The organism is endosymbiont of Acanthamoeba sp. UWC8, assembly GCF_000730245.1.
Lineage (GTDB): Bacteria > Pseudomonadota > Alphaproteobacteria > Rickettsiales > Midichloriaceae > Jidaibacter.
Map to the genome: position 1 here is coordinate 1369042 of NZ_CP004403.1, position 20091 is coordinate 1389132.

Annotated in this window: 21 protein-coding genes; 11 read left to right on the top strand and 10 right to left on the bottom strand. The window is 35.9% G+C overall.

The window, feature by feature from the left end:
• Positions 1–32 precede the first annotated feature (32 nt).
• The 5 genes from I862_RS06670 (at position 33) to I862_RS06690 (ending at position 5757) form a co-directional block, all read left to right on the top strand.
• Complete coding sequence (locus tag I862_RS06670) at positions 33–1235, top strand: CCA tRNA nucleotidyltransferase (protein WP_052646527.1); 1203 nt, start codon at positions 33–35, stop codon at positions 1233–1235.
• 53 nt (positions 1236–1288) lie between these two features.
• Positions 1289–2263 carry a pyruvate dehydrogenase (acetyl-transferring) E1 component subunit alpha gene (gene pdhA, locus I862_RS06675; RefSeq protein ID WP_038541684.1) on the top strand — a complete coding sequence of 325 codons (975 nt, stop codon included), beginning with the start codon at positions 1289–1291 and terminating at the stop codon, positions 2261–2263.
• Positions 2264–2269: 6 nt separating this feature from the next.
• Positions 2270–2830 (top strand): flavodoxin family protein, encoded by a 561-nt coding sequence (locus I862_RS06680; protein ID WP_038540358.1) that lies wholly within the window; start codon positions 2270–2272, stop codon positions 2828–2830.
• A 12-nt stretch (positions 2831–2842) separates the two neighbouring features.
• Positions 2843–3829: a pyruvate dehydrogenase complex E1 component subunit beta gene (locus I862_RS06685; protein ID WP_038540361.1), complete on the top strand. Its 987-nt coding sequence runs from the start codon at positions 2843–2845 to the stop codon at positions 3827–3829.
• Positions 3830–4005: 176 nt separating this feature from the next.
• Entirely contained in the window at positions 4006–5757 is a 1752-nt protein-coding gene (locus I862_RS06690; RefSeq protein ID WP_038540363.1) for an ABC transporter ATP-binding protein, read from the top strand.
• Between the two features lie 43 nt (positions 5758–5800).
• On the opposite strand, the gene I862_RS06695 is transcribed toward I862_RS06690, so the two are convergent.
• Positions 5801–7057, bottom strand: a complete 1257-nt coding sequence (locus tag I862_RS06695) for an NAD(P)/FAD-dependent oxidoreductase (protein WP_038540366.1) — start codon at positions 7055–7057, stop codon at positions 5801–5803.
• Positions 7058–7242: 185 nt separating this feature from the next.
• On the opposite strand from I862_RS06695, the gene I862_RS06700 reads away from it, so the two are divergent.
• From I862_RS06700 to I862_RS06710, 3 genes are read left to right on the top strand one after another with little or no spacing between them, the layout of a single operon-like run.
• Positions 7243–7818 (top strand): carboxymuconolactone decarboxylase family protein, encoded by a 576-nt coding sequence (locus I862_RS06700; RefSeq protein WP_038540369.1) that lies wholly within the window; start codon positions 7243–7245, stop codon positions 7816–7818.
• A 16-nt stretch (positions 7819–7834) separates the two neighbouring features.
• On the top strand, positions 7835–9172 hold the full coding sequence (gene der, locus I862_RS06705) for a ribosome biogenesis GTPase Der (RefSeq protein ID WP_038540373.1): 1338 nt from the start codon (positions 7835–7837) through the stop codon (positions 9170–9172).
• A gap of 52 nt (positions 9173–9224) precedes the next feature.
• Complete coding sequence (locus I862_RS06710; RefSeq protein WP_052646528.1) at positions 9225–9668, top strand: GNAT family N-acetyltransferase; 444 nt, start codon at positions 9225–9227, stop codon at positions 9666–9668.
• A 146-nt stretch (positions 9669–9814) separates the two neighbouring features.
• On the opposite strand, the gene recN is transcribed toward I862_RS06710, so the two are convergent.
• The 6 genes from recN to I862_RS06740 all read right to left on the bottom strand — a co-directional run bounded on the left by recN (position 9815) and on the right by I862_RS06740 (position 16107).
• Positions 9815–11470 (bottom strand): DNA repair protein RecN, encoded by a 1656-nt coding sequence (gene recN / locus I862_RS06715; RefSeq protein WP_038540377.1) that lies wholly within the window; start codon positions 11468–11470, stop codon positions 9815–9817.
• Between the two features lie 6 nt (positions 11471–11476).
• The gene (locus I862_RS07955) at positions 11477–12163 is read right to left on the bottom strand and encodes a MotE family protein (RefSeq protein ID WP_052646529.1); all 687 of its coding nucleotides are present in this window, start codon (positions 12161–12163) and stop codon (positions 11477–11479) included.
• Between the two features lie 10 nt (positions 12164–12173).
• Positions 12174–12662, bottom strand: coding sequence for a DUF6468 domain-containing protein (locus tag I862_RS06725; RefSeq protein WP_038540381.1), 489 nt, complete (start codon positions 12660–12662; stop codon positions 12174–12176).
• Positions 12663–12666: 4 nt separating this feature from the next.
• Positions 12667–13692 (bottom strand): FliM/FliN family flagellar motor switch protein, encoded by a 1026-nt coding sequence (locus tag I862_RS06730; RefSeq protein WP_052646530.1) that lies wholly within the window; start codon positions 13690–13692, stop codon positions 12667–12669.
• Between the two features lie 3 nt (positions 13693–13695).
• A complete protein-coding gene (locus tag I862_RS06735) occupies positions 13696–14244 on the bottom strand; it encodes a flagellar basal body-associated FliL family protein (RefSeq protein ID WP_052646531.1) in 549 nt (182 codons plus the stop codon).
• A gap of 75 nt (positions 14245–14319) precedes the next feature.
• Entirely contained in the window at positions 14320–16107 is a 1788-nt protein-coding gene (locus I862_RS06740) for a M3 family oligoendopeptidase (protein WP_038540384.1), read from the bottom strand.
• A 71-nt stretch (positions 16108–16178) separates the two neighbouring features.
• On the opposite strand from I862_RS06740, the gene lptE reads away from it, so the two are divergent.
• Positions 16179–16691, top strand: a complete 513-nt coding sequence (lptE, locus tag I862_RS06745) for an LPS assembly lipoprotein LptE (protein ID WP_038540387.1) — start codon at positions 16179–16181, stop codon at positions 16689–16691.
• Between the two features lie 32 nt (positions 16692–16723).
• On the opposite strand, the gene I862_RS06750 is transcribed toward lptE, so the two are convergent.
• Genes I862_RS06750 through I862_RS06760 form a run of 3 tightly spaced genes read right to left on the bottom strand, consistent with a single transcriptional unit; the run spans position 16724 to position 18218 of the window.
• On the bottom strand, positions 16724–17152 hold the full coding sequence (locus I862_RS06750) for a hypothetical protein (protein ID WP_038540391.1): 429 nt from the start codon (positions 17150–17152) through the stop codon (positions 16724–16726).
• A 19-nt stretch (positions 17153–17171) separates the two neighbouring features.
• Positions 17172–17621 carry a dUTP diphosphatase gene (gene dut / locus I862_RS06755; protein WP_038540394.1) on the bottom strand — a complete coding sequence of 150 codons (450 nt, stop codon included), beginning with the start codon at positions 17619–17621 and terminating at the stop codon, positions 17172–17174.
• A 6-nt stretch (positions 17622–17627) separates the two neighbouring features.
• Positions 17628–18218 (bottom strand): TlpA family protein disulfide reductase, encoded by a 591-nt coding sequence (locus tag I862_RS06760; RefSeq protein ID WP_158499295.1) that lies wholly within the window; start codon positions 18216–18218, stop codon positions 17628–17630.
• Between the two features lie 218 nt (positions 18219–18436).
• On the opposite strand from I862_RS06760, the gene argH reads away from it, so the two are divergent.
• Both argH and lptM read left to right on the top strand, forming a co-directional pair.
• Entirely contained in the window at positions 18437–19909 is a 1473-nt protein-coding gene (argH, locus tag I862_RS06765) for an argininosuccinate lyase (RefSeq protein ID WP_084173816.1), read from the top strand.
• Positions 19910–19930: 21 nt separating this feature from the next.
• Complete coding sequence (lptM, locus tag I862_RS08650) at positions 19931–20053, top strand: LPS translocon maturation chaperone LptM (RefSeq protein WP_233485241.1); 123 nt, start codon at positions 19931–19933, stop codon at positions 20051–20053.
• The last annotated feature ends 38 nt before the right edge of the window (positions 20054–20091 follow it).

Below are 20091 nucleotides of genomic sequence, written 5' to 3' on the forward strand. Positions count from 1 at the left end.
ACCTTATATTCTTAGTTGATTAGCTAATTTTCATGACTAAAATAAATATTCCGCCTTACATTCCTCTTGAATTGATCAGGAAGCTTTTTAACCTATTATCTGAGGCAGGCGAATCAAGATTAGTCGGCGGGTGCGTTAGGGATATCATCTGTGGAAAAATGTCGGATGATATTGATATAGCAACTACAGCTCTTCCCGAGCAGGTACTGGAAATTTTCTCCAAACATAATATAAAAGCTATCCCCACAGGCATTAAGCATGGGACAGTTACCGGAATTTTTGATAAACATATTTTAGAAATAACTACCCTCAGAAAGGATGTTGAATGTTTCGGAAGGCATGCGGTTGTAGAATTTACCGATAACTGGCAGGAAGATGCAGGCCGAAGGGATTTCACAATAAATGCAATGTCTATGGATTTGGAAGGTAATATTTATGATTACTACGGCGGGATAGAAGACCTAAAAAACAATCTTGTTCGCTTTGTCGGGATTGCTGAGAAAAGAATTCAAGAAGATTACTTAAGGATTCTAAGATATTTCAGGTTCTACTCTTATTTCGGGGGTAACAATATAGATAGGCAAAGCCTGTCCGCAGTATCAAAGTATGCACCACAAATGGCAACTCTTTCAGGTGAGCGCATTAGGCAGGAAATGCTTAAAATAATTAAAAAAAAGTATGCTTTTGATACAATAAAATTTATGGTTGAAAATGGGGTATGGGAGCATTTAAACTGTGAGAATCCAAACCTTACTAAACTTTACGGTTATAAATTTAGCAGCGAAGCTTTAATAAATTTAGCAGCAATTATACGATCTACCTCTGATCCGATATTAAATTGTAGAAACATCAGATTAAGATGGAGGCTATCAAATAAAGAAATGACCACTCTTGAAATGCTTTGTTCAAAAGATTATGAGCTAAATAGCAATGATGAGATAAACGCGAAGAAAGCACTTTATTTTTTAGGTAAGCAGAACTTTCTAATGCAACTAAAGTTAAAATTTGTTGAGGAGCCGAATAAAGATTTAAGTAAGCTGTTTGAGCTCGCTGAAAACTTTATAATTCCTATTTTTCCTTTAAGCGGTAGGGAGGTTAGAAGGATAGGATTTGAAGGTAAAGAGATTGGGGAAATAATTTTATATGCAACAAATGCTTGGATTAATAGTAATTTTAGTTTAAAAAAGGAAGAGCTGCTAGAGTTAGTAAAAACATATTATATCTCTAGAGCTTAAAAGAATTTTTAAAATAATATTAAGAGATGCTCAAGATGGCAGCTAAAAAAGAAATGAAAACAAATAGTAAATTATCCGATAAACAACTAAAGGAAGCATATTATGATATGCTTTTAATCAGAAGGTTCGAAGAAAAGGCCGGGCAGCTTTACGGAATGGGGTTGATAGGAGGATTTTGCCACCTGTATATCGGGCAAGAGGCAATAGCAGTCGGTGTGCAAAGTGTGCTTAAAGAAGGTGATGGAGTAATAACCAGTTACCGTGACCATGGAATTATGCTTGCAACAAAGAGTGACCCGAAATATGTGATGGCTGAACTGCTTGGAAGGGCGACAGGTTGTTCAAAAGGTAAAGGCGGTTCAATGCATATGTTTGATCTTCCAAAAGGATTTTATGGGGGACATGGTATAGTTGGAGCACAGATTCCGATTGGTACTGGAATGGCTTTTGCATACAAATATAAAAAATTAGATAATGTTGCCGTTGTTTACTATGGCGACGGGGCAGCAAACCAAGGTCAGGTCTATGAAGCTTTCAATATGGCTAAGCTATGGGATTTACCGGTGCTGTACGTTATAGAAAATAATGAATACGGAATGGGTACTTCGGTTGCCAGATCATCGAGCATAGTTGATTTATATAAACGCGGAGAATCATTCGGCATTTCGGGTAAAAGAGTTGACGGAATGAACTTTTTTAGCGTCAGAGAATCGGTACTGGAAGCAGTAGAACATATAAGAAGCGGGAAAGGCCCAGTATTACTTGAGATGAAAACCTACCGTTACCGCGGGCATTCGATGTCTGATCCCGGCAAATACAGATCCAAAGAAGAGGTTACGGATTATAGAGAAAATCGTGACCCGCTTATACTGTTAGGTAAATACCTTGAAGATAATAAGATTTATAAACAAGAAGACTTTGATTCCGTAGAGAAAAGAGTTAAGGATGTTGTTGTTGAAGCAGTCGAGTTTGCTCAACAAAGCCCGGAGCCATCGGAAGATGAATTATTTAAAGATATTTACGCTTAAAATATTATGGTAAAAGTTGCAATAATTCATCATGGGGATTACGGATATACAAAAGCTATAGCTGAGCATATAGCACATGGTGCTAAAGAAATAGCTATGGCCGTTGAGCTATATCAATCCTCGGAGATAGAGAAAAATTTAAGCGCGCTTGAGGAAGCGGATGCTATTATCTTCGGTAGCCCCACCTATTTTGGCTCCGTCTCTGCCGAGTTTAAATCATTTATGGACTCAACTTCTCAGCTTTGGCTTAAACAGACCTGGAAAGATAAGGTAGCAGCAGCATTTACCTGCGCTAATTCCCCAAGCGGCGACCAGATGAGCACATTAATGCAACTTTTTGTGTTTGCTTCACAGCATAGTATGATTTGGGCAGGGTCGGACTTAATGCCTAAAATGAAAGAGTATAATGAAGGTTTGGAAGTTTATAACAAGCTTGGTAGTTGGGTAGGATTTGGTTTAGCGGTAAGAGGTGAGCAAGGAGAAAGAATAGAGTTAGAAGAAATAGATATAAAAGCCGCGAAACATTTTGGTAAAAGGATAGCTAAAGTTGCTAAAAAGTTAAAATAGAGAGATGAAAATATGAAAACAGTAACAGTTAGAGAAGCGATTAGAATTGGAATCAGGGAAGAAATGCTTGCTGATGACAATGTCTTTATCATGGGTGAAGAAGTAGCAGAATATAATGGCGCATATAAAATCACTCAAGGATTATTTGATGAATTCGGCGGGAGAAGAGTTGTTGATACCCCGATCACCGAGCACGGCTTTACAGGGCTCGGTGTTGGTGCGGCGTTCGTCGGACTAAAACCGATTATTGAATTTATGACTTTTAATTTCGCTATGCAGGCAATTGATCATATCATCAATTCCGCAGCTAAAACAAATTATATGTCAGGCGGCCAGGTAAGATGCCCCATAGTATTCAGAGGACCGAACGGTTCAGCTGCCAGAGTCGGTGCCCAGCATTCGCAGTGCTACGCAAGCTGGTATGCTCACATCCCGGGTTTAATAGTGCTTGCACCTTATACGGCATATGACCATAAAGGACTGATGAAAGCAGCTATCCGCGACCCGAACCCCGTTGTTTTCCTCGAAAATGAAATACTTTACGGACATGCGCATGAGGTCGGTGAAGATTTTGATACCGATTACACAGTTCCGATCGGTAAAGCGGCGATTATAAGAGAAGGAAACGATGTAACGATAACTGCTTTTTCACTCCAAGTCAAAACTGCACTTGATGCAGCCGAAAAGCTGGCTGAAATTGGGATTAACGCTGAAGTAATCGATCTTAGAACCTTAAGGCCTTTAGATACTGAAACTATAGTAAACAGTGTTAAAAAGACTAATAGAATTGTAGCAGTAGAAGAAAGCTGGCCGTTCGCCGGGATGGGAGCTGAAATTGCCGCACAAATTATGGAGCATGCTTTCGATTACCTTGATGCACCCGTGAAAAGAGTTACCGGTAAGGATGTCCCGCTTCCGTATGCTGCTAACCTTGAGCGGATGGCAATAGTACAGATTGAGGATATAGTACAAGCTGCTAAAGAAGTCTGTTATAGGTAACTTAATTCTTTTCTTGCTTCCAAGCTAAAAAACTATTTTCTTAAAAAAATAATTGTTGGTTATAACCTTATAAGTTTATGGTGCAATTATCGGCAGCTTAGATATTTTATCTTGAAAATAAACTTGTGTTTATATAGCTTGTAAGGTTAACGTTACTAGAATTGAAGGAGTATATAATGAATACAGTAAAATTCATTCGTGAATCAATAGCTCCATATAAGCTCTATATATCAATTCAATTAACAATAATTCTCTTCTCTGCGGTTAATCATAGCTTAAGCCCCTATTTAACCAAGTTAATTATAGATAAGCTAACCATTACTCAACCCGACCAGGCTGTTCAAGCAGTTACTAATCTTGGTATAATTTATATCTCGTTACAAATATCAATAATCGGGCTGTGGCGCATATATGATTATTGCTACCTGAAATATGTTCCGTTAATTAGGACAAAAGTTGCTCATAGAATGATGATGTATACAACTGGGCATTCACATAATTATTTTCAAAATCAGTTTGCTGGAAGCTTAACTAATAAGGTTATTGATGCCTCCAAAGCTGTAACCAGTATCAGTCAAATTTTAATTAATAATTTTACCGGTGCGGTTCTCAGTTTATTGGTTGCGGTTTGTGCGATGTGGAGTGTACATGTGTGGTTTTCTTTATTGGTATCCGCCTGGGCTGTAATCGCTGTTTATTTTTCAACAAAAGTATCTAAAAAATCCAGTAAGCTTGCAAAAAAGACTGCTGAAGCTTCATCAAAAGTCGTAGGCAATATAGTCGATACTTTAGGCAATATTAATAATGTTAGAGCTTTTACCGGCTATAACACGGAAAGCTCCCGTTTAAAACTTATTCAGGGAGATTTTGTTAATGCTGCTCGTGCAAGAGGTTGGTTTCTGCTAAAAGCATATTCCGTACAAGGTACCTTATTCGGGGTTTATCAATCTTTGTGTTTAGCTCTTTTAATTTATTTATATAGTAAAAGCCAAGTAACCGCTGGTGATTTTGCTATGATACTTACCATAAATCATACTATTATTGATATTATTTGGCAGTTATCCCACTCCATGCGTGATTTCAGTGAAGACTACGGAACTTTAGAGCAGGCACTGCAAATTATACAGGAACCTTATGAAATTACGGATGCTGCAAATGCTAAAGAATTAGCCGTCACTAAAGGTAAAATTACTTTTGATCAGGTTGGCTTCCATTACAAGGGTGCTACTCCCCTATTCGGGAATTTATCGGTCACCGTTAAACCTAACCAGAAGGTGGGGTTGGTCGGGTATTCAGGCAGCGGAAAATCCACTTTTGTAAATCTGATAATGCGCTTATATGATATAAACTTCGGTAGAATATTAATTGATGATCAGGATATTAAGTATGTAACTCAAAACTCTTTAAGAGAAAATATTTCGATTATACCGCAAGACCCTTCCCTGTTTCATAGAACACTAATGGAGAACATTCGTTACGGAGCTTCAGCAACTGATAATGAAGTGATTCAAGCGGCTAAAAAAGCACATGCAGATGAATTTATATCTAAGCTTGCTCTAGGCTACAATTCACTTGTCGGTGAGCGCGGCGTAAAATTATCCGGCGGCCAAAGACAAAGGGTCGCGATCGCAAGAGCTATTTTGAAAAATGCACCTATACTCATTCTTGATGAAGCTACCTCCCAGCTTGACTCTGTTACGGAGAATCTTATTCAGGAAAGCTTATTTAAATTAATGCAGAAAAAGACCGCTCTTGTTGTGGCACATAGGCTTTCAACCCTTTTACATATGGATCGCATACTTGTTTTTGATCAAGGAAAAATAGTTGAAGACGGCACTCATGATGAACTTCTGGCTTTAAATGGATTATATAAAACTTTATGGGATGCACAGGTAGGCGGATTTTTACCGGATAAGCCGGGAGGATAGGCTCCAGTGGTCAAAATATAATTTTAGTACTTTTGTATTTTTATCACTTAATAATTATCCGTTCTGCTTTGCCGTGTGTTACATAACTCCACAACCATTTTACAAAAACAGTTAATCGATTACGAAAACCGATTAAAAAGTATATATGTGCTAAATCCCAAATTATCCAGGCTAATACTCCTTTAAATTTTATCCAAGTAAAATCTGCTACCGCCGAATAGCGGCCGATAATAGCCATGTTTCCGAAATTTAAGTATTTAAATTTATATTCTTTTTCAGAGCCGGCAATACGTGCTCTAATTACCTTTGCAATAAACTTTCCCTGCTGAGTTGCAGCGGCAGCTAAAGCCGGAACAGCCTTATTATCTTTTCCTTTGATTTCAGCAGCATCGCCTACAATGAATATATTGGAACTAAGAGGTAATGAGAGATCATTGTTCACCAGGACTCTTTGATTTGTGCCTAGCTTAATCTCATCTTTATTTAATAGATGCTTAATTGATTTTGCTTTAACTCCGGCTGCCCAAATTATTAAATCGCTTTCTATCTCTTCTCCTCCTGATAATTTTATTTTATGCGAGCTAATATCCATTACCTTGGAATTTAGCTTAATTACTATCCCTTTTTCTTCCAAAGATTTTTGAGCAATTGCTGATAATGAAGAATCCAAAGAAGATAAGATTCTTGACCCGGCTTCTATTAATATAATTTCGGTATCAAGAGGGTTAATATGTGTAAAATCCGATCTAATCGCCTGCTTAGTCAGTTCGGCGATAGCTCCTGCCAGTTCTACGCCTGTAGGCCCTCCTCCGATTATCGTAAAAGTCACATGCTTTTTATGATTTGCAATTTCTGCTCTTTCAAACGTCTCTAGTAATTCTTTCCTGATTTTTAAAGCATTTTTTAATGATTTAAGCCCGATAGTATGCTCTCTCCAATGCTCATTCCCGAAATAATTATCTTCACTACCCACTGCAAGAATTAAGTAATCATAATTCAGAGCAGTAGCATTTTTAGTAAAAACTATTTTTTTATTTGAGTCTATCACGGTAACCTCATCCATAATAACCGAGATATTTCTATAATCCTTAAATTGCTCCCTTATCGGCACTGCAATATCGGAAGGAGCAAGATCCCCGCATGCAACCTGATATAAAAAGGGCTGGAAAACATGGTAGTTGTTAACATCGATGATAGTGATTTTTATATTTTTTTGTTTTTTTAAATTTTGCGCGGCAGTAAGCCCAGCGAATCCTCCGCCTACTATTACTATATGAGAAAATTCCCCTTGCATGGCCATAACAATTACCTGTTTTATTTAATTCTACCTAAACCCCTTTTTAAATTTTAACTTAGTTTTTTTGCATAGCAACATATAATAAAATTAATAGAGCTATAAAACCGCTTAAATAATTGATTACTAAAGTTGCAATTTGGTTATAAGAGAGTTATAATTTATTTAAAATCTTCTTTTTCTATTGATTTATGAACTTTATTGGCCTTACTTCTCTTGTTAAACGCCTCCCATTTTATGCTGACGATGTTAAGCAAAATATAAAAGAACTTTTTTCAAAGGAACTTGAAGGCCTTGCAATTAGGCAGATGTACGGGATTGCTCTTGCAGCAGGGTATTACTTAAAAAATGAGCAGATGTTAAATTGTATCCGTGCAGAAGCTAAAATCCATTTGGAAGAAGCAGATGCTACTGCCGCTAAATTTGCCGTAGTGGTCACAAGTATGACCAGCACTTACCATAATTTTAATTCAAGTGTTACTGATGAAGAAATAAAAGCACTACCTGCAGATTTGCACTTAAGTGCTTTTTCGGATCCTTCCATCTTAAAGACTGATTTTGAGCTATATTGCTTAGCTATTTCTATATTTTTAAAGTGTAAATACTGTACCGACCTTCATATTAAATCTTTAATTTCCCAAGGGGTGTCAAAGGCAGCTATTAATAATGTAGCAAGAATTGTTTCCGTACTAAGGGCAGCAAAAGCAGCTCTGGAAATTGAAAATATAAGAAGCTATGAGTTCATAGCACGAGGCCCTAACTTTTAAATTTAATTAAAAACATATGACATTTACAGTTGCGATTACAGGTAAGCCGAATGTCGGCAAATCCTCACTATTTAATAAACTAAACGGCAGAAGGCTTGCAATTGTCAATGATATGCCTGGCGTAACCCGCGACAGCAAAGACTTTACTGCTGATATAGACGGTCACTTGGTTAAGTTTATTGATACTGCCGGATGGGAAAATAAGGATACTATTCTAAGTAAAAAAATGGTTGAGCAAACTTTAAAGGCCATCTCAAGAGCTGATTTGGTGCTGTTAATGCTGGATGCCAGGAATGGGATCACTCCTGATGACATACAATTCGGCAGTATTGTAAGGAAATCAGGCAAACCTTGTGTTATAATAATTAACAAAAGTGAAAGTAAAATTAACATTCTTGAAAATGAAATTTATAAATTTGGTTTTGGTGAACCGATTTATATTTCAGCCGCACACGGCCGGGGTATTGCTGATTTATTTGAGAAGGTAATATCTCATAAGACGAAATTCTATCATGAGCAGGAAGAAGAAAATCCAGAAGATAACCAGTTAAAGCTTACTATAGTGGGCAGGCCTAATGTCGGTAAGTCTACCCTATTTAATGCTATTCTCGGTTTTGAAAGAGCCATAACCTCCGATATTGCAGGTACAACCAGAGATGCCATCAACCATTATTTAACTTATAAAGATACTGATATTGAGCTCATTGATACGGCAGGACTCAGAAAAAAAGCCAATGTTAATGAAATTATTGAGGAGCTTTCCACTGCGGAAAGCATTAATGCGATTAGAAGATCTCATATAGCTTTCTTAGTAGTTGCAGCAGACCAGCCCCTTGAAAAACAGGATTTAGCCATAGCACGAATTGCTATACAAGAAGGGAAGCCTTTAATCTTGGTAATCAATAAATGCGACTTAATCAAAAATTTCAGGGAGTTTGAAGAGGAAATAGAGTATTTAGTTGCCGATAATTTATCTGAAGTAGTCGGACTACCTATTGTTTATATTTCAGCATTAAAACAGCAAGGTATTGATAAAATATTTGATAAAGCTCTAGAAGTCGATCAAAAATGGAAGATGAAAATTTCTACAGGCAAGCTTAACAGCTGGTTATGCAATGCTACTACTCACTATATTCCTCCACTTGCAAACAACGGGCGCAGAATTCGTATTAAATATATGACCCAAACTAGAGTCAAACCTCCAACGTTTAATTTTTATTGCAATATCCCTGAAGATTTGCCTGAAAGCTATAATAAATATTTACGTAATTCTTTGCGAAAAGAATTCGATTTACAAGGCATTCCGCTTAGAATGATTTTTCATAAGAATAAAAACCCTTATAAGAATAGGTAGGATCAACTGACAAAAAATATATTAAGTTAATTGAAATAGTAAAATTAGATATATGATAGAATTTGTTAATGTAATTCCTAATGAAGTTGAAGAAAAAATGTATAAAGACATGGTAAAATATGAATATAATCATGGTATTGATGTAAATTACAAACAATTCTCGCTTATTCTTACTGAAGATAGTAATGAAGTAGTAGGCGTTTTAAAAGCATATACTGCCTTTGCGGAAGTGTATATTGACGAATTATGGGTTGATAGTTCACATCGTGGGAAAGGGTATGGTAGGAAGCTTATGCAAGAGCTTGAAAACCATTTTTACGGCAAAGGTTTTAATAATATAAATTTAGTAACAAGTAATTTTCAAGCCCCGGACTTCTATTTAAAATGTGGATTTACAGCTGAATTTGTAAGGATAAATAAGAAGCACCCAAAGCTAACTAAAACATTTTTTATTAAATATTTTACTGAGGAGTTACAAACCCAGGGCATCCTTTAAAAAGAATAGAAATATAATAGACTTTATATATTTAAATTTATTATATTTATGTTTCCTTGGCTTGCAAATTAGCTATTAAGATAATAAACTCATGACATGTCCACGTTAATTTTGTTCACACAATCTAGAGTTATACTAACAATATATTATTTAGCCTTCTTAATTAATGTTTCAGCAGCTATGACTGATTCTCTAGTTACATCTTCTCCTGATAACATTCGGGCGATTTCATGCAGTTTCTCCTCGTAAGTTAATTCTTTGACATCTACGTTCGCTTTATTATTGATAATGTTTTTACTTACTAAATAGTGATTATCTGAGTATGCCGCGACTTGCGGTTGATGGGTGATTACCAGCACTTGGTGTTCACCGGATAAAAACTTTAGCTTCTTACCTATACTGTCCGCAACTGCTCCCCCGACACCAACATCAATTTCATCAAATATAATTGAAGGTGATGATTTAACCTTAGCCAGCGCGACTCTTAAGCTTAAAAACAACCTTGAAAGCTCCCCGCCCGATGCAATTTTATTTATATAACCGAATTCACTGCCCGGATTTGTTCTGGCTAGAAACCTTACCTTATCAATACCATGCGCTGCCCACTCATTTTCATTTGCAGTAACACTTTCTATCATAAAATCAGCATAGCCCATTTTTAGCTGTTCTAATTCAACTTTGACCGCCTTCTCTAAAATTATAGCATTCTGTTTTCTAATTATTGAAACTTGCTCGGCAATCTTAAAATATGCTAATTTGCTTTTCTCAGTATCAGCTTTAAATTCCTGGTAAAATTTGTCATAGTTACTTACTCGATCTAATTTTTCTTTAGTAAGTATTAGAAATTCTTCTAAACTATTCGGATCAACTCCGTATTTCCTGGCAATGTTTTTAAGATTAAATAGCCTTTCTTCAACTGAATTTAGGTTGAATTTTTCAGAAGCTATTGTGCCATAAACTTTTTCAACTTGGGAGATACCCTCATTGATTTCAATCAACCCAATTTCAAAGCTTTTTTCAGCTTCTTTAAATAAATTCGGTACTTTTGTAAGTGCTTTAATTAAATTATTTAGTTTTGCAACTATTCCGCTACCTGAGTTAGCCTCATTTAGTACTAAATTAGATATATCCTGAATTTTTGCTTTTTCCCTTAAAGAATTTCTTAAAGTGCTTAGGTATTCTTCTTCACCAACTTTCGGATTGAGCTCGGATATTTCCTGAATAATATGAGTTAAATAATTTCTCTCATCTTCAGCTTTTGATTTATTTCCGATAATCTCATTTAATTTATGCTCGTTCTCCTTCCATAGCTTGTAAGCAGAGCCCAGTGCCTCCAATTCTCTATAATTACCGGAGAATTCGTCTAATATTAAGCGATGGTGTGAAGTATTAAACAAGCCCTTTTGATCATGCTGGCTTGAAATCTCAACTAACAGCTCTCCGATTGCTTCCAATGCGGCCACACTGGAAAGAATATCATTAACATAGCATTTAGTCTTCCCGCTTTGCTCTAAAACCCGCCTTAATATTAAAGTTTCGGCTGGCTCAAAGCCTTGTGAGACTAAGTATTCTTTTATATGAGGGAATTGCTCTATATTAAACGCGGCTGAAATAACTGCATTACTGCCCTCACTTTTTATCAGTTTGGCGTTCGCCCTTCTTCCTAAAGCTAAGCCTAATGCATCAAGGATAATAGACTTGCCCGCACCGGTTTCACCGCTTAACACGCATAGGCCTTGATTAAAATCCAGATTTAAGGAATCAATCAGAATAAAATTTTTAATTGAAAGCGAAACTAACATAAAATATTAGTTAAAATTACTTAGATCTATCTTTCTACGATTAGCAAGCTCAATAGTCAAATCTTTTGCTCGATCCGAGCTCATTAAACCAAGTATAGCTGCAAGTTTAGCTTCCTTCATTTGAGATGAAACCTCGACCAATATAGGCATTTCAAGCTCATCAAATATTCTTGCCGCATCTTTCGGTTTCATGTTTTCATATATCTTAACCAGGGTAAGTATTTCCTGATTTCGCTTCTCATTATATTTATCAAGGATGAGTTGAGCTTGAGTAATTAAATTTTGTAAAGCATCAATTTTTTGTTGAATACGCTTTTCGGTAACTTTGAGTACATTTTCTTTTAAACTTATATCCTTTTCTCTTACGTCAAGCTCTTCTCTTCGCTTAACCAGGCTTCCAAGAACTTCTACTTCTGTAGAGGAAAACTGGTTTTGCCAACCGGATTTATTGTCACTATCGCCCTCTGAACTCAGTTCTGCGGGATTCGTAGGGTACTGTTTAGTATCTTCCGCATTTAAAGTCGGGCTAGATGTAGAGACATCCTTAGGAGCTACAGGCTCTTTATTACTTGTATCTTGAGCATTCAATTCGGAGGCTGAGAAAATTTCGGGAATATGCTCAGAGACATTCATTACCTTTGAAAACACTAAGATAAATAAAAACCCGATCAAAAATGGTAAAAGTCTAAGCATTATATAATTCTCAAGTTTGTTTTATTAGTTTTATTGCATTACGTAAATCATCTTTAGTTTTTGAAGATCCGTTACTACCGCTTACTTTTGAATTATTAAGTACAAGAGGCTTCGTCACCTTACGGTCGAGTGCATTTGCAGAGGGAAACTGAGCTTTTGACTGCCCTTGCTGAGCTACTTCATTTCTTGCTACACCTATCGCATTTTCTAATCTATCAGCTAATTTTGCTGCAGTATTAGTCATAAATGAAAGATCGGAAATCAACTCACCCGCTTTATCAACATACTGCTGCAACTCTACAGATGAAGTTTGTGACATTACCTTTAAATCAGCTATGCTTTTATGAGTTTTTATAATTGCTGCATCAAAAGTCTGCACTAAAATCCCTAAATCTTTTTTACTGTCTTTTAACTCGATAATTTTTTTATTTAGCCTCCAGCAAAAACCGATTGTTATTATAAGTAGTGAAATTACCGTAATATTAAGTACAATATCCATTCCCTTACTTTTTATACCTCTCTAAATTAATGCTGTCATTTAGTTGTATAGCAAGCTTATCTCCGCTTTTGCCGGGTTGACCGGTGGAGATGATAGTCTCATTTAATTTTATATCCCAATCAGCTCCGACCATCTTATCAAGCATAATAGTTTTACCTACTTTCAGTTCGGCAACATTTTTTAGTCCCGCAGGCATGCCATCCAGGCTTACTTTTATTGTAACCGTTGCTTTACCGATCTCGTTCTCAAAATGCCTTGTCCAATTAGGATCTTTACTTCCTCTCTCACCTATATAAGGTTTAGACAATATTTTTTTAACCGGCTCAATTGTAGTATATGGTAAAATAATATGAATATTACCTGAGCGAGTATCCATAGTAACTTTTAAATTAAGCACTATAGCTACATCTTCAGGCCGCACAATCATTGCAAATTTAGGATTAGTTTCAACTCTATCGAGCTGGAAATTTGCGGAAGTAACCGGATTGAATGCTAAACTTAAATCATGCAAAACTATTTCAGTTATACTTTTAACCACACTATTTTCTATTGAGGTAAATGGACGTCCTTCGACTTTTAAGGAGGGTGGTGTTTTTCTTCCCCCGAATAATACCTCAACGAAAGCATAAATCATTGTGGAGTCAAAAGCTAATATACAAAAGTTATCCCACTCTATTACTTTAAATACCGAAAACATTGAAGGTGACCCGATCCTGGCCAAACAATCCCCAAAACGTTCCGTATTCATATTTTCTATTTCAACGTCAACGTTATCCGCTGTATAATTTCTTAGAGAAGTAGAGTTAATTCTTACAAATCTATCAAATGTGATTTCCAACATTGGAAGCCTGATCGAAGTTTGTAATGCTTTATCCAGCAAGAGCTCCACGCCTTTATGATTTGTAGCGGTAGAGGATTGGCCAACCCCTTCCCGGTTTAAACTTTGTGATTTCTCGTTTAATGCCTGTTCCCAAGTTTTATTAGAGCTAGGTTTTTCTGTTTCTTGGGTATTACTTTGATCTTGAGCCATAGTTTACTGAACAAATACATCTTTAAATAGGATATCATTAATCTGGGCGGGATATACAATTTTGTTAACCCTTAATAACATTTCAGTTTTCAATTTATATAGGGCTATAGAACCTTGCATATCTTCAGGTCTCAATTCTCTCAGATATATTATAAATGTATCCCTAATCTTAGGTGAATGCATTTTTACTGCGTCAAGGTTTTTACTTCCGGTTACTTGAAGAGTTATTTTAAGTTTTAAGAATCCCTGGCCTTTACCTCCGGTGTTCAAATTCATTAGTATTTCATCGAGATCAAAATAAGCTATTTCTTTTTCGGCAGCTTTTTGCTCTATTTTTCTCTTATCTTCCTCAGTTTTTTGCTGCTTTAAATAAAATAGAATTCCCCCGCCCGTACTAAGCAGCAGGATAAGAAACACAGCTATAAATATAATTTTTTTCTTACGACTTTTAGGAGGCGAAGCTGAAGAGCCTTCTACTTCGGTTTGCTCATCTTCAGTGACCCCTTCCTTATCATTTTCAGGTTGTTCCTTTTCTTTTTCTTCAGCTGCCATTTATTTCCCTTATGTAACAATACTTATTAACATATTCTTACACAAATAACATATCGGTTACAACTTTAAAAAAAATTATTCTAATTGATCAATAAAACTTACGATCATATTTAGTCCTTTTTTCCAAAATTCGGAATGTGAAGCATCAAGACCGAATGGCTTTAATAGTTCCTTGTGCCGTAATGTACCACCTGCTTGCAACATGATTATATATTTTTCCTCAAAATTTTCTATTCCGTCTAAATATGATTGGTACAGTGAATTGACTAAACAATCTCCGAATGCATATGAATAGACATAAAACGGCGAATGAATAAAATGCGATACATATGCCCAATAATATTTATATTCATCATGGAACTTAATACCTTCTCCTAAGCTTTCTTTCTGGGTTTTGAGCCAAATTTCACAAATTCTTTCCGAACTTAATTCTCCCCTTTCTCTACGCTCGTTATGTATCGTGTTTTCAAATTCACAAAAGGCAATTTGCCTGACTACAGTATTTAGCATATCCTCAACTTTATTTGCGATCAGCAATTTTTTGTTACGCTCATCTTTTTCAATATCAAGTAAGTATCTAAAAGCAAGCTGCTCACCGAAGACCGAAGCAGTTTCAGCTAATGTAAGCGGTGTACCGCACATTAAAGCTCCCTGTTTATTAGAGAGTAATTGATGTATACCATGCCCGAGTTCATGCGCTAAGGTCATCACATCTCTAGTTCTACCTAAATAATTCAGCATAAGGTAAGGATGGGCGGAAGGAACCGTCGGGTGGGCAAAGGCTCCACTTCTTTTCCCTGAACCAGTCGGTACATCTATCCAATTGTTTTCAAAAAAGTTATTAGCTACCTCCAGAATTTTTGGAGAAAAGTTAGCTAAGGAAGCTTTAACTAATTCCACAGCTTCCTGCCAGGAATATACTTTATCCGTTTTGCCGGGGAGAGGGGCATTCCTGTCCCAATAATCCAAGCTTTCCACTCCGAACCATTTGGCTTTTAGCTTATAATATCTATGGGAAAGCTTAGGATAATAGGATTTAACCGTATCAATAAGTGCTTGAACCGTTTCATCCTCAATATAATTAGAAAGATTGCGTGAAGAGATTGGCTTAGATAACTTCCTTAAAGTATCAATAGTCTGTTTTTCTTTAGCTAAAGTATTAGTAATTAAACTAAATAACTTAGTGTTTTTCCCCAGTACTTCTCCCAAAGATTTTGCAGCTATTTTTCTCGTTTCACTATCCGGTTCGGAAAGTTTATGTAAAATTTCACTACAAGTCAGTTGCTCTTCTTTAAAAGGGAATCTTAAATCAACCATAGTCTCATCAAACAAACGGCTCCAAGCTTGCCCACCGGTAACAGAAGTATGATGTAATATTTCTTCCTCTTTATCAGATAACTGATGCTTTTTAAACACCCTTAAATCTCTAAACCAAGGTTTATATCCCGCTAACTTTTCATTCTTCAGCAGATTATCCAAATGAACATCTTCCAACTGATTAATTTGCAAGGTAAAGAAAATTAAAGCCGCAGAAAGTTGAGTAAGTTGTTCCTGCATATTTTGAAAGAAAGCAGCCTTCTCGGGATTGGCCATATCAGTTGTATAGTAAAGAAAAGCAAAACTCCCTATCTTACCCATCAGATCGCTAATATTCTCATATTTAATTATAGCTGAATAAAATTCCTCTCCCGAAAGTTCGGCAATTTTGTTTTGGTATTCCTCAGCAAATTTTTGAATATCAGACTCCAGTCGGGTTAGGTCATCGGTTAAAGCCTTATCCTTCGGGCTTTGATAGAGGTCTTTCAAATCCCATTTCGGCATAAATCCAAGTTTGTTATTTTCTTCTATTTGTATACTATTCATGGAATCCTCTTTTTAATTTGCTGTTTTTGTTATAAGGTATAGTTGAGTTATAACCGATTTCAACTGAAACAATGCTACTGAGATACTTTTTTGCCTTCTTTTCGCTCTTACTTATTACTTCATGCGGCTTTCATCCTGTATACAGTGATAATAACTTAGGCAAACAATTAAGTGGAATAAAAGTGGGGAGTATCAGTTACGAGAGTAAAATTCCTACCCGTGAATCCATTGCATTGACTTCGGCTCTCGAGCAAGAATTTAACTGGTCTTACACGGATTCTACGAAAAACTATACTCTTGATCTTTCCTATGTAATTTCGATTGAAGGCGTCGCAATCCAAAGCAATGCTCTTGCAACTAGAAACAATTTAAGAGTTACCTTAAATTATGCACTCACTGATAATAACAGCGGCAAAGTTATTGAACGCAACACCTTAATTGGGGTAGAAAGTTTTGATATTCAATCTTCCCCTTATTCTAACTATGTTTCTAAAGAGGAAACGGCAGTGAAGGTGATGAAATCTTTGGCTACCGAGCTAAAGTTAAGGCTTATTGGATTGGTTGGAAATAATATTAAATTATAAGATAGTTAGTAGAAAAGAACTATCCTATCTAGTCATTTCCTCATTAGAAACCAATAAGCGCATGCAACCGTCATTGATGAGATAATAAGAATAATAGTATAAAAAATATCTATCTTATAATAACTTCCTAAAAGCCACTTAGCTATTATAAGACCGATAACGGAAGCTAAAAACAGCAAGCGCGGTAATGTAAGGAGCTTGTAGCGCCCCAGTATCCAATATAACGGCATACCAATACATAACAACCCTACATATGCAAAAATGACACCGATAAAACTTCCGGTTATCATAACTCGCATTATAAAATACACTTCACTTAAAAAGCTTTCATATGTAAATTTTACATAGCAGATGAAACAAGAATATATACCTAGAACCAGCGCTAAAGGAATAATAGAAAGCGGCGCAACCAGAAACGCTATAATCTTTTTTCTTAAACTACTTACTTTATTTTCTCTCATAATTTATCAGTAAAGAGAACTATACTCCCGTTGAACCAAAGCCGCCTGCTCCTCTTTCGGTCTCGGGTAGTTCTTCAACTATATTCCAATTAACTTTCGAATATTTAGCTATAACCATTTGGGCTATTCTCATCCCCCTTGTGATTACAAAATCTTTATCACTTAAGTTAATCAGGATAGCGCAAATTTCTCCTCTATAATCCGCATCAATTGTGCCGGGAGCATTAGCCACAGTTATTCCGCTTTTTAACGCAAGGCCTGATCTCGGCCTAACTTGTGCTTCATAACCTTCGGATAAGGCGATAGCAATACCGGTCGGGATTGCTTTTCTTTCCAAAGGCTTGAGAGTTATATCCTCTTCAATGGCTGCCGTTAAATCCATTCCTGCACTATTTATCGTTGCATAGGAAGGAATCGGTAATTCATTCAGATTTGAGAGTTTTTTAATTAAGATATTTTCAATCGACATAATATTTTACCCTATAAAAGTAGGTTGCTTTTCAGTTTTTTTGGAATTTATTTGAGGGATTATATCCTTAGATTTATTCTTGTCATCTTCTTTTAGGATTTCATTGTTGTTTGGCCTGCTTTTAACTGGTTTTTCATTTTCTTCTTTCATATTTAATATCTTTTCTAAAACGACCTCATTTGACCAATCTAACGGGCGCTTATATGAAGCAATAATATATCCGTTCTTATTAATTAGGAATGAACTCGGTAACGAGTGTACACCTAATTCACCCATTATCTCTTTTTTAGGATCAAGAAAAAAATCTATATTTTCAATATTCCTTTGTTTTAAAAATATTTGCAGCTGCTGGGGAGATTTAAAGTCAATTGTGATCGGCAGGATTACTATATCATCAACCTCTCTATACTTTAATTCGCGCGCGAGCTGATCAAGCTTAGTTAACTCATTAATGCAATCGGTGCACCAACTTGCCCATATATATAGCACAACAAATTTATTTTTAAATTCTTTTAAAAGATGGGCGCTTCCGTCTTTATTGAATATCTGAGCTCTGGGTACTTCTATTTTGCGCTTTAATATCCCCGCCTCAAGCATTTTATTTACTTCTATGCCCCTCTTGCTTTTTTGTATGTCTATTGGAGATGCTTTTGCAACACTTATACAATTAAATCCAAATTCTATAGCAAAAATAAGGGTGCAAACAAAAAAAAACGTTGATATGTACAAAAAATTTGTTACAAATCTTAAAAGAAGTTTTTTTAAAATTTTGTTAAACATTTGATAACTTATTTAACCCAATAAAAATTAGTATTATGACAGCACGCAAACTCAATAAACAAGAATTAACTCCGGATGTTGCAAATAGCAATGATAATTTAACATCCTCTATTTCACAAGTAGAAGGAGCTGTAAATCCTCTTTGGGGTGGCTTCTTCAACAATAGTACCAATGAACTTACCAGAAAAATGCTAAGCTCGTTGAATATTGATAAAAGGCTTTATGCGGTAGCTATTGAATCTACTAAAGCTCAGCTTAGAATGCATGTGAAAAGAGAAATTATTGCGGATCAGGATGGTAAGAAGCTGATTGAAGGCTTAGATATCATTAAAAAAGAGATATCAGAAGGTAAGTTCAATTTTGATAATACTCAAAATGATATTTACGATAATATTGAAAGAAGATTAGCTGAACTTTGCGGTGGTGCCGTTGAAAGCTTATATATCGCCAGATCTAAAAATGATCAGATTTCAGGAGATTTAAAGCTATGGGTCAGAGATGCATATGATAGTCTTGATAGTGGTCTACTAAACCTGCAAGCCGCATTAATCGACAAGGCGGAAGAAAACGTTAAAACATTGATGCCCGGCTATACCAACATGCAAGTTGAACAACCTATATCTTTAGGACATCACCTAATGGCATATGTTGAAATGCTCGGTCGTGATAGAGGTAGGATTAAAGATGCAAGAGCAAGGTTGAATACCTCGCCTTACGGTTCTAATTCATTAGCCGGATCCGCTTTCTATATTAACCGTGAGATGGTAGGAAGAATACTCGGCTTTGATAAAGCTGCACCGAACTCTATTGATTCAGTAACTGATAGAGATTATGTAGTTGAGTTTTTATCTTTTGCTTCTATTTGTTCTATGCATTTATCAAGAATTGCAGAAGACCTCATATTCTGGCATAGCCCTAATAATAATTTCATCTCTTTCTCAAACGCGTTTGTAGTACAAAGTTCTATAACTCCTTTCAAAAGAGATCCGAAAATTATTGAACTGGTTAGAGGTAGAACCGGGAAAGTTTACGGTGCATTAGTAAATATTTTAACTACGCTAAAAGGTCTTTCAGTCGGCTTCTCGGAAGATTTACAGGAAGCTGCGGAACCGGTATTTGAAACTTATGATACCTTATTAAATAATATAAATGTTATGGCTGCATTATCTGCTGACTTTATTGTAAACAGAAAAGAAATGAAAGAAGCTGCACAATATGGTTATTCTACGGCTCCGGACTTAGTTAACTGGTTAATTATCAATACCGGCATGAAGCCGAAGAAAGCTATTAATACAACTCAAAAAATTGTTAATTTGGCGATTCAAAAAGAATCTAAACTTTCTTTGCTTGAATTAAATGAACTCCAAGCAATTGAGCCAAAAATCAATGATGATATCTATAGTGTATTAATTGCATCAAGAGCAGTAATCAGCAGAAGGACTACCGCCGGAACCAACCCGGTACAGGTTAGAAAAGCTATAAGATCTGCAAGAAGAAGATATTTATAATAATTATTAGGAGAGGGCAAAATGATTAAGAAAACTATATTTTCTATTATGTTATCCTTAGCACTATGTTCTTGCGGTATTAAGGGGGATTTATCTTTGCCCGATGAGGAAGGTGTTTATATTCCTCCGCAAGATAATAAATAAATCCCACAATACAAGATACTGAGTATTAAAAACTCTTT

Excerpts from the sequence above, each read along its gene's own strand:
- I862_RS06670 (WP_052646527.1), top strand. The coding sequence starts at position 33 with ATGACTAAAATAAATATTCCGCCTTACATTCCTCTTGAATTGATCAGG.
- pdhA (WP_038541684.1), top strand. The coding sequence starts at position 1,289 with ATGAAAACAAATAGTAAATTATCCGATAAACAACTAAAGGAAGCATAT.
- I862_RS06680 (WP_038540358.1), top strand. The coding sequence starts at position 2,270 with ATGGTAAAAGTTGCAATAATTCATCATGGGGATTACGGATATACAAAA.
- I862_RS06685 (WP_038540361.1), top strand. The coding sequence starts at position 2,843 with ATGAAAACAGTAACAGTTAGAGAAGCGATTAGAATTGGAATCAGGGAA.
- I862_RS06690 (WP_038540363.1), top strand. The coding sequence starts at position 4,006 with ATGAATACAGTAAAATTCATTCGTGAATCAATAGCTCCATATAAGCTC.
- I862_RS06695 (WP_038540366.1), bottom strand. The coding sequence starts at position 7,057 with ATGGCCATGCAAGGGGAATTTTCTCATATAGTAATAGTAGGCGGAGGA.
- I862_RS06700 (WP_038540369.1), top strand. The coding sequence starts at position 7,243 with ATGAACTTTATTGGCCTTACTTCTCTTGTTAAACGCCTCCCATTTTAT.
- der (WP_038540373.1), top strand. The coding sequence starts at position 7,835 with ATGACATTTACAGTTGCGATTACAGGTAAGCCGAATGTCGGCAAATCC.
- I862_RS06710 (WP_052646528.1), top strand. The coding sequence starts at position 9,225 with ATGATAGAATTTGTTAATGTAATTCCTAATGAAGTTGAAGAAAAAATG.
- recN (WP_038540377.1), bottom strand. The coding sequence starts at position 11,470 with ATGTTAGTTTCGCTTTCAATTAAAAATTTTATTCTGATTGATTCCTTA.
- I862_RS07955 (WP_052646529.1), bottom strand. The coding sequence starts at position 12,163 with ATGCTTAGACTTTTACCATTTTTGATCGGGTTTTTATTTATCTTAGTG.
- I862_RS06725 (WP_038540381.1), bottom strand. The coding sequence starts at position 12,662 with ATGGATATTGTACTTAATATTACGGTAATTTCACTACTTATAATAACA.
- I862_RS06730 (WP_052646530.1), bottom strand. The coding sequence starts at position 13,692 with ATGGCTCAAGATCAAAGTAATACCCAAGAAACAGAAAAACCTAGCTCT.
- I862_RS06735 (WP_052646531.1), bottom strand. The coding sequence starts at position 14,244 with ATGGCAGCTGAAGAAAAAGAAAAGGAACAACCTGAAAATGATAAGGAA.
- I862_RS06740 (WP_038540384.1), bottom strand. The coding sequence starts at position 16,107 with ATGAATAGTATACAAATAGAAGAAAATAACAAACTTGGATTTATGCCG.
- lptE (WP_038540387.1), top strand. The coding sequence starts at position 16,179 with ATGCTACTGAGATACTTTTTTGCCTTCTTTTCGCTCTTACTTATTACT.
- I862_RS06750 (WP_038540391.1), bottom strand. The coding sequence starts at position 17,152 with ATGAGAGAAAATAAAGTAAGTAGTTTAAGAAAAAAGATTATAGCGTTT.
- dut (WP_038540394.1), bottom strand. The coding sequence starts at position 17,621 with ATGTCGATTGAAAATATCTTAATTAAAAAACTCTCAAATCTGAATGAA.
- I862_RS06760 (WP_158499295.1), bottom strand. The coding sequence starts at position 18,218 with ATGCTTGAGGCGGGGATATTAAAGCGCAAAATAGAAGTACCCAGAGCT.
- argH (WP_084173816.1), top strand. The coding sequence starts at position 18,437 with ATGACAGCACGCAAACTCAATAAACAAGAATTAACTCCGGATGTTGCA.
- lptM (WP_233485241.1), top strand. The coding sequence starts at position 19,931 with ATGATTAAGAAAACTATATTTTCTATTATGTTATCCTTAGCACTATGT.